The sequence below is a fragment of the Actinoallomurus vinaceus genome (assembly GCF_039542055.1).
GTDB lineage: Bacteria > Actinomycetota > Actinomycetes > Streptosporangiales > Streptosporangiaceae > Actinoallomurus > Actinoallomurus vinaceus.
Map to the genome: position 1 here is coordinate 12,571 of NZ_BAABHK010000015.1, position 12,704 is coordinate 25,274.

Consider the following 12,704-nt stretch of genomic DNA (forward strand, 5'->3'; position numbering starts at 1 on the left):
CTTCGACCGCCATGCTGAAGAGGTGAACCCCGGGTCTCATTACGCTGCTCGACCACCTATCGCGCGTCTGTTCCGCCGCCACTTACGCTATGTGCCGTTGTAACCTGATCGGCATCAGATGCCGTCAGGGAGTGCCGCGTGGAAGATGCTGCCGAGGAGTTGCTTGATAGCCCGGATGTGCTCGCCCAACGTATCAACCAGGCGGGCGGCAAAGCTGGGGTCGCGGCCAGTGTCACCTGGCTTCTTCAAAACGCCGCAGCGTTGGACGGCTTCAACTCTGTCGAAGAGTGGGCGGTGGCGACAGGCGGTGAGGGCCCGGTAGGTTACCACCTAACACAGGTCCGTGCAGTGCTCGCGCGGGAGCTGTGGCAGCGACGGCTGTTTGTAGGCGTGACCGTAATCGATGAGATGCTCTTTCAGGCCGTCCGGCGGCGATCGCAGGATCCTGTTCTCGATGTACTGGTATGGCTCGGACGAAGCCCACTTGGCAAGCCGACTTACGTCATCTACCCACTGCATTCGTTCGGCCTGCTCGGAGCAGGAATACTCTTCCAACCCAGCGAGGTATCCAGCGAGGCGCTAGCGCGGGCGTACGGCATTGCTGTGTGTTCGCAGCACAACAGACTGTCGCGGGCAGTTGAGTGGCTGGATGAAGTGCATGGCTGGTTCGGCATAACTGGCCGTGTTCCGAATGATCTGCTTGAGCACTGGCGAAGCGGCCGAGCTCCATGGCTAGAGCGTAACCCACTGCTCGTGGTGCGCATCAATACACTCAGCGACTCATATTACGAAAATCAACGGCTGCTACTCGATCGTCTACATATCACCACAACCTTCCTCGGAGGTCTCGCTGTCCGACAGCCGGTGCCTATAAGCGAGGCGAGCCGCCTCTTGTCCACGCGGAGCGTCAACAATTGGCAGACGCTCGACGTTCATCACTACTTTGTGATGAACGGTGGCATCGACGACCAGGGGGCGCTACGTGGAGACGCAATACCAATGAGCGTGGAAGCGGGCTATCTTGCGGAACTCAGCGACCTGCCCGTTGATCTAAACATGGCTTATTGGAGCAAGGGGGTCGATAGCGCGGAAGGGCTATGGCAGCCGCTCGAAACGATCGCTAATCTACAACTCCCAACACGGTTCCGGAGAAGCCGAGCAGGTCAACATTCGCGTGCGCGCACCGCACGCAAGATATTTGAGTCGCTTGACTATTTCCGACGAAGCCTCGGATTCGACCGTTGGTACGCGGTAGTGAGCCTCGCGACGGCGTTCGAGATGCTATTGACAAGCCATTACGCCGGTGGAATTACTGAGCGCCTGAAACGCCGAGTGGAACTATTGCTGGGTGACCCCATAGTCGCGCAGGCCGTCGCGGACGTGTATGACGCACGCTCGGAGATGGTGCATGCAGGTAGAACGCCGCCAGAGAGTCTGGCGATACACGCTGCCCAGCGCGCCTATCTCGGATGCCTAGAGCAGATAGCATCTAAACTAAACGGTCTTTCGAGGAACGAGATCGACCCAATGCGGCGCATTACCGGTGATATATAGGGTGGCGTCGGCGGTTGGCCGATCTCCGATGCATCCGGCCTATTGAGTTAAGACCATCTAGCCGGCCCTCCCCGCGGACCGACGGTGGCGGCTCAGGCTGACAGCAACGACAGCAGCCACCAGCACCCACGGCCGCACGTCGGGCACCGTCCTAGCAGCAGAGGTGTCCGTGTTCCTCGTAAGCGGTAGGTCGACCGGTCCAACCTGCGGGCCGCGGCCGGCTGCTGTACGGCAGGGAAGTACCGCAACACCGTCTACAGCATCTATCGCGATCGCACGTCACCACACGTCCCAGGAGGGCGAGCCGCAGCCGCCCTCGATGGTGCCGGTAGTTCGGGATGAAGAGGTATCGGATAGCTGGCCAAGTCGGCACGTCCACCCGCGAGCACTCCGGACCGATGCGTCTAAACCTGGGCAACGTTGTCGCAGGTCAGAAACACCCACCGAGCCCGAGCGCGTGCAATTAGCGTGCAACTAGCCAGGGTGAACAGGGGTCAATAGGCGTAACTCGTGGGTCGCCGCAAGCGCAGGTCAGGCGCGCTGAGGGCCGATCCTCCTTTAATTCCCAAGCTGGTAGCGCGGGTTCGATTCCCGTCACCCGCTGCGCTTGACGTTGATCGCCGCGCTGGCGACGGACAGAATGCCCGGGATGAAGACGAACCGAAAGGCTAATGCCGCGTAGGCGGCCGCGGTCTCTCCGGACCAACTTCCGTCCGGGCGGCGTGTGCCCCCGATGCGGCAACCAGCAGAACTACTCCGAGCAATACGACGCGGCACTGTGCACGTGGTGTGATGAGTGGACCGAGGGCGTCAATGGGGACGACGCTTGCGAGTCTTGCCGGGGACGGCCTGAACGGCCGAGTCTGGCTCGGGAACTTGCTCCCTGGGATCTTGCTCTCCGACGGGCGGCCAGGCGCACGACTCGCCGGCTACGCTCCATGGCCACTTGCCACTGAACGTCAACCCACCTCGCCGGGGGACGATGCTAACGGATTTGCTAACGACCTCCCTGGACCGCCGCGGACGGCCCTGGACCGCGCAGTCGTTCGGCCGCAGATCAGCGGACGAGTCTGGACGGCTGTGGACGCTCCCGATCTTGCTACGGATCAGATGGCGATTGACCCCGGAGGGTGGGCATCTTGAGCGTTGCCGGTGTCCCCTCGGGCTGGATAGGGATCTGGAACAGTGCCCAGCGTGTGAGGCGAACCAGTTCCTCACCAGTGAGATCCGGTAGTTGCTCGAAGTCGCGGGGAAGGATGTCGAGTGGGAAGTGGTCGAGTGTCTCGCGGGTCCGCTGGATGACCACGAAGCAGCGATAGGACAGTTGTGGATGGGGTTCCGGCAGCAACGCCCGGAGGACGCCCGTTGCGCCGTCAGGCAGATGTTCCGCGAGCCGCTCAGCTTCCCGGCCTCGGCCGGTGAGGTGCAGGTTCCGCGCCTTACCGCTCAGGCTCACCAGATCATGCTTGGTTACCCGCTTAATCATTTCGGGGACCTTCACGCGTCGCACCTTGGCAGAGTAGCGAGGCGCGGACTTATGAACGTTCCAGACAGGCACGGGATGAACGGGCATCTCGACCATGCTCCGCTCGACATCCGCCCACGTTAACGGAGGAGCGCCACGGAGATCGCCGACCCTCTGTAAATCCGTGCCCAGGTGGAGACTGCGGTGACCCCGTGTCCAGGACCTGGATGGGGGATCGCCCCGCACCACGCCATCGACTCATCCACTTCCCTGCTGCACACATCCGGAAACGAAGCCCTCACTATCACCCGCCGCACCACCTAAATCGCTTCACGTCTACTCGGCCCGCCCTGCTCGGTCTCGCTGTCGTAGCCATACGCGGTGGCGTCAAACGCTGAGGCCGAAGGCATCAACGCCTGTGGGGGCAGCCGTGATCCGCATGCCTCCCAGCGTCCGTTCGCCGACCGCTAGCAGGCGCGCGCACCCACTGAGTGACAAAGCTCTGAACGAATCGGAATTCCTCACTAGGATTCCCCGGTGTCGGCGCGATTGCCTTTGCGTGCTGCACGAAGCACGTTTTGGATAGCCCGTCCTAGGTTCTCTGCCGCCTCGACCGCTTCTCTAAATTCCATCTCTAGAGGCAGGCTGTGCTCGTCGGTGAAGAAGTAGAAGGAGCTAAGGTTGTCGACAATCCCGTATTCCGCCATAGGGGATGCTCCCCGCTGGCTGTGCCCTGTGCCGCGTAGGTAGTCGCTGTAGTGTGCGACGGCGTTGCGCAGATGCTGCCGATCGGGGCATGCGCCCTCGAAGCTGGCGATGGCCTCATCAACCGACTCCACGACGTGACCCGGCGTGTAGAACCGGACGGCCCGCGCCGCGTCGGCAACCTGGTTCATCGCGAGGACGAACATCAACCCATCCGCGATTGCACGGGTGATAACCGACCAGACTTCCTCTCCCGAGACCTCGTGGTCGGTACGCCCCGACGGCGGCGCCGGCCAGCGCAGCCGGTCATACTGCGACCGCACTGCGGCAACCCACGTCGACAGGTTCATCTCGGCACGAAAGAGCTCCGTGAGGCCGTCCAGCTGGTCATACATGTCCTTATGGTGACCATCCAGTCGACTGCTGGCAATTGTCTTTTTGAACTGCCCCGAGGGTCAGTCGGAATCGGCTGGTGCGGCCGGCGCGGCGGCTACGTGCAGTTGAAGCTGATGACCCAGACCGTGCCCTGGGCCCTCCCGGAGCTGGCACGTCCCGTGCGGCGGCGTACTCGTCACAGCTATGCCAGCCGCAAAGCAGAAGCGGATGCGGGTGACGGCAACGGTGACGGCAACGACGGCAACCGGGGACAGCCATCGGGCCACCTTCACCACCGTCCACCTCGGCGGATGCTGGGCGAGCAGGGGTATCCGTATTCCTCGTAAGCGGAAGGTCGTAGAGCCGAGGCGCGCGCTGTGCTGGCCTGGCGTTCGGGCCGCCGTGGCTGAGGCCGTGGTCTATCGGGTGAGCCCGCGGACGGTTTCCCCTCCCAGCAGGGGTTTGTCGTCCGGGCCTTTGATGTAGGGGCCGAAGCCCCAGGCCAGGACATGAACCCCAGGCGCTGGGGCTTCTCTCGTCAAGAGGCTCTTCGTCGCTTCCATGCCCGTTGCGTGCTCGATCGCTCGTCAGGATTCCCACCGCCCGCGTCACCGGGCTTCTGCGGCTTCTGGGAGCGCATGAGTTCGCGCCAGACCATCTTGCCCAGCGAGTTCGTTGGAGGCTTGATCGAGAAGGAAGATCAAGTTCATGGCTAATAAGTCCCCTACCCTCAGGAACTGCGCCGTCGAGCGGTGCGGATGGCCGCTGAGGTGCGTCCTCAGGACGACTCGGAGTTCGAAGCGATCAAGGCTGTGGCGGCCAAGCTGAACATCGGTTCGGCCGAGTCATTGCGGGACCGTCGATGCCCCAGTGAGTCGGTCGCCGTAGGGGCTACGCGGACTTCCGCGTCCTGCGGATGGGCTCGCGGAGACCCGGCACCGCCGAGTCGCATATCTATGCAGCCGACTAGGTATGCATCACGATGCATACCTACAATAACCCTGCTGCACAAGATCGGTACAAAAGAGCACCCATGGAGCACCCACCGCCCCGAAACGATCAACACAAGATCCGCCGGACCCAAGAAACCGCAGGTCAGCGGCCAGATGAGTGGTAGGGCGCCTGGGACTCGAACCCAGAACCTATGGATTAAAAGTCCACAGTTCTGAAGGAATTCCCTGCTCGACGCACTACCGCGTCCTATTTCACAGTGCCACTACGTGCCATTTGATCCGGTTCGCCATTTGCTTCGCGGCGTATCGACCCGATGGCGTACCGGGTGCTGCCGGGCGGTACCGCGACGTACGAGCACCCACGGAGCACCCGAACCGGCCGTTGGGCCTGGATGACTATGCATCGCACGTTAGGCCGGTGTCGTTCACCAGCACCGGGGCTCACAGCGTGGAGTAGGCGTCATGCGCTTTCTGTGCTACGACCTTCACCAGGTCGAGCTCCTGGATCTCGGTCAGGTCCTGTTTGACCGCAGCGACGACGCCCGGTCGCGGGCCGCCGGTGCTCGCCACCCCCGACCCGCCCGCGGGTCAGGTCGACAAGGCCGTGTTCACGCTGTGCGCGGTGATGTACCTGCACGCTGCGCCTGCGCCGCCGGGACGTGTTCGCCGTCGGTTCGGAAAGAGGTCGGGGCGGCGGTGTCGGATCGGGCCAGAGGCGTTCGTAGCAAGGGGGAGCGGCCGCCCACCGGGGCGCCGCCCAAACCCTAGGAGATGATCTTCAGATGCAGTTCCTGGTTTCCGTGATCGACGACGAGTCCAGCTCCCCCACCCCCGCCGAGCTGGCTGCCACCGGTGCGTTCAACGATCGGCTCCAGGCCGAGGGACACTTCGTCTTCGCTGGCGGCCTCGCCTCGCCCGATACGGCCACCGTCATCGACAACCGGGGCGGGGAGGCGGTGTTCACCGACGGGCCGTTCCTGGAGTCCAAGGAGTACCTCGGCGGATTCTGGATCGTCGAGGCCCCCGACCTCGACGTGGCACTCAAGCTCGCCGCCGAAGGATCCAAGCACTGCAACCGGCGGGTCGAGGTGCGTCCCTTCCAGGAGCAGTGAGCATGCTCGACGTCCGGGAGGCGGTCACCCGGACCCACCATGAGGAGTGGGCCCGCGTAGTCGCCACCCTGACCAGGCGCTTCGGTGATCTGACATCGCAAAGGAGGCGGCGGCTGAGGCGTTCGCGACCGCCGTCGAGCGGTGGCCGGCCGACGGCGTACCGCCCAGCCCCGGCGCCTGGCTGACCACCACCGCCAACCGCAAGGTCATCGACCGGATCCGCCGCGAGAAACCAGACCACGGCAACCAAGCGGCGACCGAGTCCGTGTGACACCAAAAAACTGCCCGGCAGAATCGATCGGAGTTGTCGGATCCGGGCCGCGTCGTTCGTAGCAAAGGTGAAAGGCCGCCCACCAGGGGCGCTGCCACGACCACAGGAGATGCGACCGATGACGCACCCACAGGCCAAGGTCCACCGCATGTTCGAGCTCATCGAGCCGATCGCCACCGTTACCTTCTCCGAGGTGCCCAACGAGGCGTTCCTGGCCCTCGGCATGCGCAACTACTGGGACGGATACTTCGCCGGCCGGGCCGCGCCGCTGGGGCTGGCACCGGCCGGGGTGGTGCACGCGGTCTTCTACAACTTCGCCGACGGCGAGGTGGCGCGCCACATCCCGTGGGTCTGGGGGAAGATCACCCCGGAGGAGGCGATCGCCGTGCGCGAGCGGGGCAGCGCCGCCGCGCTGCGGCAGATGATCGGGGGGCTCGCCGACTCCCCCGGTCTGGTGCGGGTCGCCGACCTCGCCACCCGAGCAGCGGTCAGCGCGCCGACCGAGGGCCGAGCGCTGTACGGCGGGCTCCGGGCGCTCGACGTGCCCGAGGAGCCGGTGGCCAGGCTCTGGCACGCGGCGACGCTGCTGCGCGAACACCGCGGGGACGGACACAACGCCGCCCTCGTCGCCCACGGCATCGGCGGCACCGAGGCCCACGTCCTCCTCGCTCTCTCCCTCGGAATGAGGGCGGAGGAGTTCGGCCGGATCCACCACCTGCCCAAGGCACAGCTGGCCGCCGTCGTCGACGGGCTGTGCGGCCGCGGCCTCGTGGACGCCGCCGGCGGGTTCACCGACGCCGGCCGGGAGACCAAAGAGCGGATCGAGGACCTCACCGACGAACTGGCGGCGCCGGCGTACGACGTGCTCAGCACGGACGAACTCGACGAGCTGATCGCCGGGCTCGAGCCGATCGCCGCCGCGGCAGAGGCCGTCGACGACTGAGCGGGCGCATGCGGGCGACGGCCACGACCCCCAGCTCGGCCACCGAGATGAGCAGGTCATTGCGCGGGTCACCCGAACGGTGCAGCCGACGGCGCCGCGCTAAAGGACGATGAGCCCATCGAAGCGGTAGCGACCAGCGTCGTAGCTCTCAGGACTCAACGTCCAGGACCCAAGAGTGCTCACCTGCCAGCGGCTACCCACCAGGAGTCTGCCGGATGGCAACTCCCAGAACTGATTAAGGACCAGGAACGTGAGTAAGACCGTGCTGTACATGTCGATGTCGGTGGACGGGTTCATCGCCGGGCCGAACGCGGCGCCGGGCAACGGGCTCGGCGATAAAGGGCAGCGGCTGCACGAGTGGTTTCTGCCGGACGCCGACGCCGATCACAGAACGGGCAGCCACCTGGCGGGCGTGAACCGTGAGGTCATGGACGAGGCCATGGCCACCGGGGCGGTCGTCGTCGGCCGGCGGACGTTCGAGCTCGCCGACGGCTGGGGCGGCGACCACCACGACGGCGTGCCGATCTTCGTCCTGAGCCGCCATCAGCCCGATCCCGAGCTGCAATGGCCCGGGGTCACCTATGTGAGCGACGTAACGGCCGCGATGAACATGGCCAAGGACGCGGCCGGCGACAAGGACGTACTGGTCCACGGAGCCCGCACCGCCCGGCTGGCACTCGCCGCAGGCGTCCTCGACGAGTTGCAGATTCACCTGGTCCCGGTCCTGATCGGGCAGGGCGAACCGCTTTTTGAGGACATGCCACCCGACCACATCGAACTCGAACTGCTCCGTGCCGCGGACGGACCGGGCGTGACGCACCTGCGCTACCGCGTGCGGACGGGAGGCTGAGACGATGGCGCTCATCCGGCTGTACATGACCATATCCCTGGACTGCTACGTCACCGGGCCGCAGGACAGCCCGGACACGCCGATGGGCATCGGCGGGTTCCGGCTTTTCAACTGGCTCGACCGGCGCAACGACCCGGGACCAAACGGACAAGTCCACGCCGAGGCGCTGGCCACCCGCGCCGTCATCTCCGGCCGCCGCACCTACGAACACGCCGACCGCTGGCAGGGCGACCACCACGACGGCGTCCCCGTCTTCGGTTCGGGAGTAGGACGCCAAGCCGCCCAAGCTCAGCTCGGCCGTCGCGCCGGGGTGCAGGACCAGCGGCCGTCGTGCCAGCCGCAGGTCTGCTCGTAGCCGGAGCGGAACGACCCGAGCCAGGGGATGTCGTCCTCGTAGCGCGTGGGCGGCGGTGTCGGTGCGAAGTTCGCCGCGTCGTCGATGCTGCCGCTCCCGTCGTAGCGTGCGACGGTCGGATAGGGGTAGACCGGCCGGGTCCGTACGACGGTGTCGTCCTGGCGCTTTGTGGCGACGAGCCGGTCGGGTGCGACGCCGTTCTCGACCCAGGCGAGGGTGGGGGTGAGCGCGTCGATCGCGTCCGGTCCCTGACCGTCACCGCAGTGGGCGACGCCCGGCAGCATGAACAGGCGGGCGAACCGCTGCGTGGCGTCCGTCCCACCCATGCGCTCGGTGAGGGCGTGATAGTAGGCGATCGTTCCGTACGGCGAGATTGCCTGGTCTGCCCAGCCGTGCCAGAGGAGGAGCTTCCCGCCCAAGGCGCGGAAGGCCGTCAGGTCGGGGTCGCTCGCGTCGTAGACGCCGGCCCGCTGGTAGATCTCGCGGAACGTCGCCGAGTCGTAGTGCAGGTCGTGCAGTGTCGCCGACGGCCGGGCGGACGGGTAGGCGAGGTACTTCAGCGCGTTCGTCGCGTTGCCCTCGGCCACGGCCGGGTCGCCGGTGGCGGTCGGGGTGACCCAGCGGGCCCAGTTCGCTTCCGAGCCCACGGGCTCACCCCCCGGGTACATCCGCCGGCCCCGCTCGTCGCGTGGCCCGACGTACAGCTTGCGTACGGCACCGATCTGCGCGTCGGTGAGGCAGCCCGCGCTGTCGGTTCCCGTCGCGCAGCGCAGGCTCCGCGGATCGAACGTGCAGGCACGCGGGTCGTCGATCTGGCCGTCGGCCAGGCCGTCCCGTGCGTCGCACTCGCGCATGACGGCGGCGTGCAGCGCGGGAAGCTTGGCGGCGGTCAGGATGGGCCGGCCCCGCGCGTCGGTGTTGGCCGTGGCGTGCCAGCCCGCGGACCACACGATGAGCGACGTGAGCAACGACGCCGGGGCGCCGGCGACGATGCCGTCGAAGTCACGCGGGTAGCGCTGCGCCTCGGTCATCCCCTCGTGGCCGCCCTGCGAGCAGCCGTCGAAGTAGGAGTAGCGCGGGCCTTGTCCGTAGTAGAGCGCGATGAGCCGCTTGGCGACGAGCGCGACGACGTGGTCGGACCGGTAGCCGAAGTCGACCCGGAGCTGCGGGTCGGCGCCGAACGTGCCGTCGAAGCCGGAGACGCCGACGTGCCCCTCGTTGTCGGTGGCTATGACGAAGTCGCCGCGTGTCAGCGGCACGCACCCGTCCGTCGCGTCGGCGTAGATGTCGACGCTCCCGCAGAACGCCCCGCACCCGGTCTGCAGATACCGCTGCCGCCACGTCTTGGTGGGGAGGAGCACGTCGAACTGGATCTGCGGCGCCGCGGTTCCCTTGACTTCGCAGGCCGCCCAGCCGTCCGGCGAGGTCGTCGCGGTCGCGGACCCGATGACCGCCGGAGCGCCGGGCGTCCCCGACAGGTCCTGCCCGGCGAGGGCCGCGCAGTCGGTCCTAGGAAGCACCACGGGAGGGCCGGAGGACGAACCGCGCACCTCGGCGGGCACCCCGGCCACGGCCGTACGGGGCGCGGCCTGGCCACCGCCGGCCATCACGAGGACGGCGAGGACGGCGAGGACGACCGGTAGCGCCCGGACTCCGGCGGTGCGGCCGGCGCGTCCCGGCATCCGGCCCCGTACACGAGCACGCATGCGTGTCCTCCCCGTTTCGCGGCGTACGCGTGATCGCGGGATCTCGGCGACGCCGGCGACCTCACGACAGGAGCACCCGGAAGCTAAATGTGCCGCGAGCACGTGTCAATACCGAACCGAATATCCGGAAATCGCGCCGGATCCTGGCGAAAATCGCCACGCCCTCTGACCTGTTTCCATTACCGCTGGTAATCGCCGACACCGCACGCGTGAACCTGGGGTACGCCGTCCGATCGATCGACGCCACCCGAACCTGTGGGGTGCGGAAACTGGGTGAGTGCTGCGGATCCGCAGGTCGATGGCTCGAGCACGGTGCGGTAGTGGCCATCCTGGCTGGTTGTGTTCTGGTCCTTCCTCTACCTCATCCTCGGCCACGTCCTCCGACTCTCGCTCCTGCTGATGCGTGGTGACCGGAGTAAGGAACTGGAGATCCTCGCGCTCCGGCATCAGGTCGCCGTCCTACGCCGTCAGGTGCACCGTCCTGATCTCAATGATGCAGACCGTGCCCTGCTGGCGGCGCTGTCGCGGCTGTTGCCTCGGCCTTCATGGCAGATGTTCTTCGTGACGCCGTCGACGCTCCTGCGCCGGCACCGGGATCTGATCGCCCGCAGATGGACCTACGGACGGAAACGTCCAGGCCGCCCCTCCACCAGGAGGGACATCCGGGAAGCGGTGCTGCGGCAGGCTCGAGAGAACCCGACTTGGGGCTATCAGCGGATCAGCGGCGAGCTCGCCGGCGTCGGTATCCGGGTTCCGCCCAGCACGGTGCGGGACATCCTCAAAGGTGCCGGTCTGGATCCCGCACCCCGAAGGACCGGACCGAGCTGGGGCCGGTTCCTGAAGGCCCAAGCCGAGGGGATCCTCGCCTGCGACCTGTTCCACGTCGACACGGTGTTTCTCAAGCGGATCCATGTGCTGTTCTTCATCGAGCACCTCACCCGGGCCGTCCACGTCATGGGTGTCACGACCAACCCGACCGGGGCCTGGGTTGCCCAGCAGGCTCGAAACCTGATCATGGCCTGGGGGAGCGGGCCGAGCACGTCAGATTCCTCATCCGCGACCGCGTGCACCCGACAGGCGTGCTTCCAGAACAGCACCCGGACCCTCAGCGCGCGCCGCTGCAGCGACCGGATCTGCGGCAGGTAGTCGCCGGCGACCAGCACCGCCAGGTCGCCGCGCCCGGCGTCCACGTACTCATAGGAGTCCTCCATCATGGCCGTGCCGATGCGGGCATCGACCTGCTTCTCCTTGCCGAAGAAGCTGCGATCACCCCGGCCGGCGCGGCGTCGGGGGCCGGCATCACCGGTTCTACGTGCATGCAAACCACCGCGCGCCCGCAGCAGCCTGGCTCGATGTACCGGCGAGGAAGGAGCCCGCCGCCGCGCGGTCCCGCCGCTGACCCGAAACCGCCTGGAGCCGTTGCATGAGGTCAGCGGGGGGTGAGGAGGCAGAACTCGTTGCCTTCGGGGTCGGCGAGGACCCTCCAGTGGAGGTCGGTCTGGTCGATGCCGGGGTCGGTGGCGCCCAGGGTGCGCAGGCGGGCTTCCTCTGCCGCCATGTCGTCGCCGGGGTAGGGACTGATGTCGAGGTGGACGCGGTTCCACACGGTCTTGCGGTCGGGGGTGCGGATGAACTCCAGGTAGGGGCCGACGGCCTTGGCGGAGCGCATGACCGCGTGGTCGTCGGTGACCTCGTGCAGGGTCCAGTCCGTCGCCTCGCCCCAGAATCGGGCCATGGCGCGCGGGTCGCTGCAGTCGACGACCACCGCGGCGATCGGGCCGGTGTCCTGATAGATCGGCCGGGGTTCCAGGACGCAGAACTCGTTGCCCTCCGGGTCGGCCATGACCGTCCAGGGGACTTCGCCCTGGCCCACGTCGGTAGGGGTCGCGCCGAGCTCCTTGAGGCGCGCGACCAGCTCCGCCTGGTGGGCGGCCGAGGTGGTGGCCAGGTCGAGGTGCACCCGGTTCTTGACCGCCTTGGGTTCCGGGCGGTTGATGAGGTCGATGCAGACGGCGGCGGGGTCGGGGTAGGTGAAGCCGACGGGCTCGAGGCTGGAGCCGTACTCCTCACTGTCGATGCCCCAGCCGAGCGCCTCCGCCCAGAACCGGCCGAGCGCGGAGGCGTCATGGGCCTTCATATTGATCTGCACCAGTCTCGTCGCCATGCCAAGGATCGTAAAGGCTGCCGTCATCTGGGCCGCCGCGACCAGGCGTATGCCCGACCAGGCGCTGCCCCTGGTCGGCCCCGCCGACCCCGCCGAGCCCGTCGATCATGGGACGAACAGGACGCGGGCTTCGAGATCGAGTTGCGTGGTCGGGGCAGCGGCCGGCGGGGTCAGGTTGAGGATCCAGTTGCCGAACCGGCGGATGACGTGGGTGATGCAGGTCTTCGGCGACGAGGTACTGGCCACCGCCA

Annotated in this window: 14 protein-coding genes and 1 tRNA gene; 8 read left to right on the forward strand and 7 right to left on the reverse strand. The window is 66.7% G+C overall.

The window, feature by feature from the left end:
* Positions 1-138 precede the first annotated feature (138 nt).
* Complete coding sequence (locus tag ABEA24_RS39260) at positions 139-1,554, forward strand: hypothetical protein (RefSeq protein ID WP_345438132.1); 1,416 nt, start codon at positions 139-141, stop codon at positions 1,552-1,554.
* Positions 1,555-2,653: 1,099 nt separating this feature from the next.
* Here ABEA24_RS39260 and ABEA24_RS39265 read toward each other — a convergent pair.
* Together ABEA24_RS39265 and ABEA24_RS39270 are read right to left on the reverse strand one after the other, a co-directional pair.
* Complete coding sequence (locus ABEA24_RS39265; RefSeq protein WP_345438134.1) at positions 2,654-3,055, reverse strand: hypothetical protein; 402 nt, start codon at positions 3,053-3,055, stop codon at positions 2,654-2,656.
* A gap of 488 nt (positions 3,056-3,543) precedes the next feature.
* Positions 3,544-4,119 (reverse strand): hypothetical protein, encoded by a 576-nt coding sequence (locus tag ABEA24_RS39270; protein WP_345438136.1) that lies wholly within the window; start codon positions 4,117-4,119, stop codon positions 3,544-3,546.
* 6 nt (positions 4,120-4,125) lie between these two features.
* Here ABEA24_RS39270 and ABEA24_RS39275 point away from each other — a divergent pair, with 6 nt between their 5' ends.
* Complete coding sequence (locus ABEA24_RS39275) at positions 4,126-4,446, forward strand: hypothetical protein (RefSeq protein ID WP_345438138.1); 321 nt, start codon at positions 4,126-4,128, stop codon at positions 4,444-4,446.
* Positions 4,447-5,210: 764 nt separating this feature from the next.
* Here ABEA24_RS39275 and ABEA24_RS39280 read toward each other — a convergent pair.
* Positions 5,211-5,301: transfer RNA gene (locus tag ABEA24_RS39280), tRNA-Lys, on the reverse strand.
* Between the two features lie 192 nt (positions 5,302-5,493).
* Complete coding sequence (locus tag ABEA24_RS39285) at positions 5,494-5,622, reverse strand: hypothetical protein (RefSeq protein WP_345438140.1); 129 nt, start codon at positions 5,620-5,622, stop codon at positions 5,494-5,496.
* Between the two features lie 212 nt (positions 5,623-5,834).
* Here ABEA24_RS39285 and ABEA24_RS39290 point away from each other — a divergent pair, with 212 nt between their 5' ends.
* The 5 genes from ABEA24_RS39290 (at position 5,835) to ABEA24_RS39305 (ending at position 8,583) form a co-directional block, all read left to right on the forward strand.
* Entirely contained in the window at positions 5,835-6,164 is a 330-nt protein-coding gene (locus ABEA24_RS39290) for a YciI family protein (RefSeq protein ID WP_345438142.1), read from the forward strand.
* A 94-nt stretch (positions 6,165-6,258) separates the two neighbouring features.
* Positions 6,259-6,435, forward strand: a complete 177-nt coding sequence (locus tag ABEA24_RS53815) for a sigma factor (protein ID WP_425551295.1) — start codon at positions 6,259-6,261, stop codon at positions 6,433-6,435.
* 118 nt (positions 6,436-6,553) lie between these two features.
* On the forward strand, positions 6,554-7,378 hold the full coding sequence (locus tag ABEA24_RS39295; protein WP_345438144.1) for a MarR family winged helix-turn-helix transcriptional regulator: 825 nt from the start codon (positions 6,554-6,556) through the stop codon (positions 7,376-7,378).
* A 250-nt stretch (positions 7,379-7,628) separates the two neighbouring features.
* Positions 7,629-8,228, forward strand: coding sequence for a dihydrofolate reductase family protein (locus ABEA24_RS39300; RefSeq protein WP_345438146.1), 600 nt, complete (start codon positions 7,629-7,631; stop codon positions 8,226-8,228).
* Positions 8,229-8,232: 4 nt separating this feature from the next.
* Complete coding sequence (locus ABEA24_RS39305) at positions 8,233-8,583, forward strand: dihydrofolate reductase family protein (protein WP_345438148.1); 351 nt, start codon at positions 8,233-8,235, stop codon at positions 8,581-8,583.
* Here the strand turns inward: ABEA24_RS39305 and ABEA24_RS39310 are convergent.
* Positions 8,517-10,289, reverse strand: a complete 1,773-nt coding sequence (locus tag ABEA24_RS39310; protein ID WP_345438150.1) for a tannase/feruloyl esterase family alpha/beta hydrolase — start codon at positions 10,287-10,289, stop codon at positions 8,517-8,519. The two genes, ABEA24_RS39305 and ABEA24_RS39310, sit on opposite strands and share 67 nt — an antisense overlap.
* A gap of 339 nt (positions 10,290-10,628) precedes the next feature.
* Here ABEA24_RS39310 and ABEA24_RS39315 point away from each other — a divergent pair, with 339 nt between their 5' ends.
* Entirely contained in the window at positions 10,629-11,435 is an 807-nt protein-coding gene (locus tag ABEA24_RS39315; protein WP_345438152.1) for a helix-turn-helix domain-containing protein, read from the forward strand.
* Positions 11,436-11,718: 283 nt separating this feature from the next.
* On the opposite strand, the gene ABEA24_RS39320 is transcribed toward ABEA24_RS39315, so the two are convergent.
* Both ABEA24_RS39320 and ABEA24_RS39325 read right to left on the reverse strand, forming a co-directional pair.
* Complete coding sequence (locus ABEA24_RS39320) at positions 11,719-12,453, reverse strand: VOC family protein (protein ID WP_345438154.1); 735 nt, start codon at positions 12,451-12,453, stop codon at positions 11,719-11,721.
* Between the two features lie 105 nt (positions 12,454-12,558).
* Entirely contained in the window at positions 12,559-12,699 is a 141-nt protein-coding gene (locus ABEA24_RS39325) for a hypothetical protein (RefSeq protein ID WP_345438156.1), read from the reverse strand.
* Positions 12,700-12,704 lie beyond the last annotated feature (5 nt).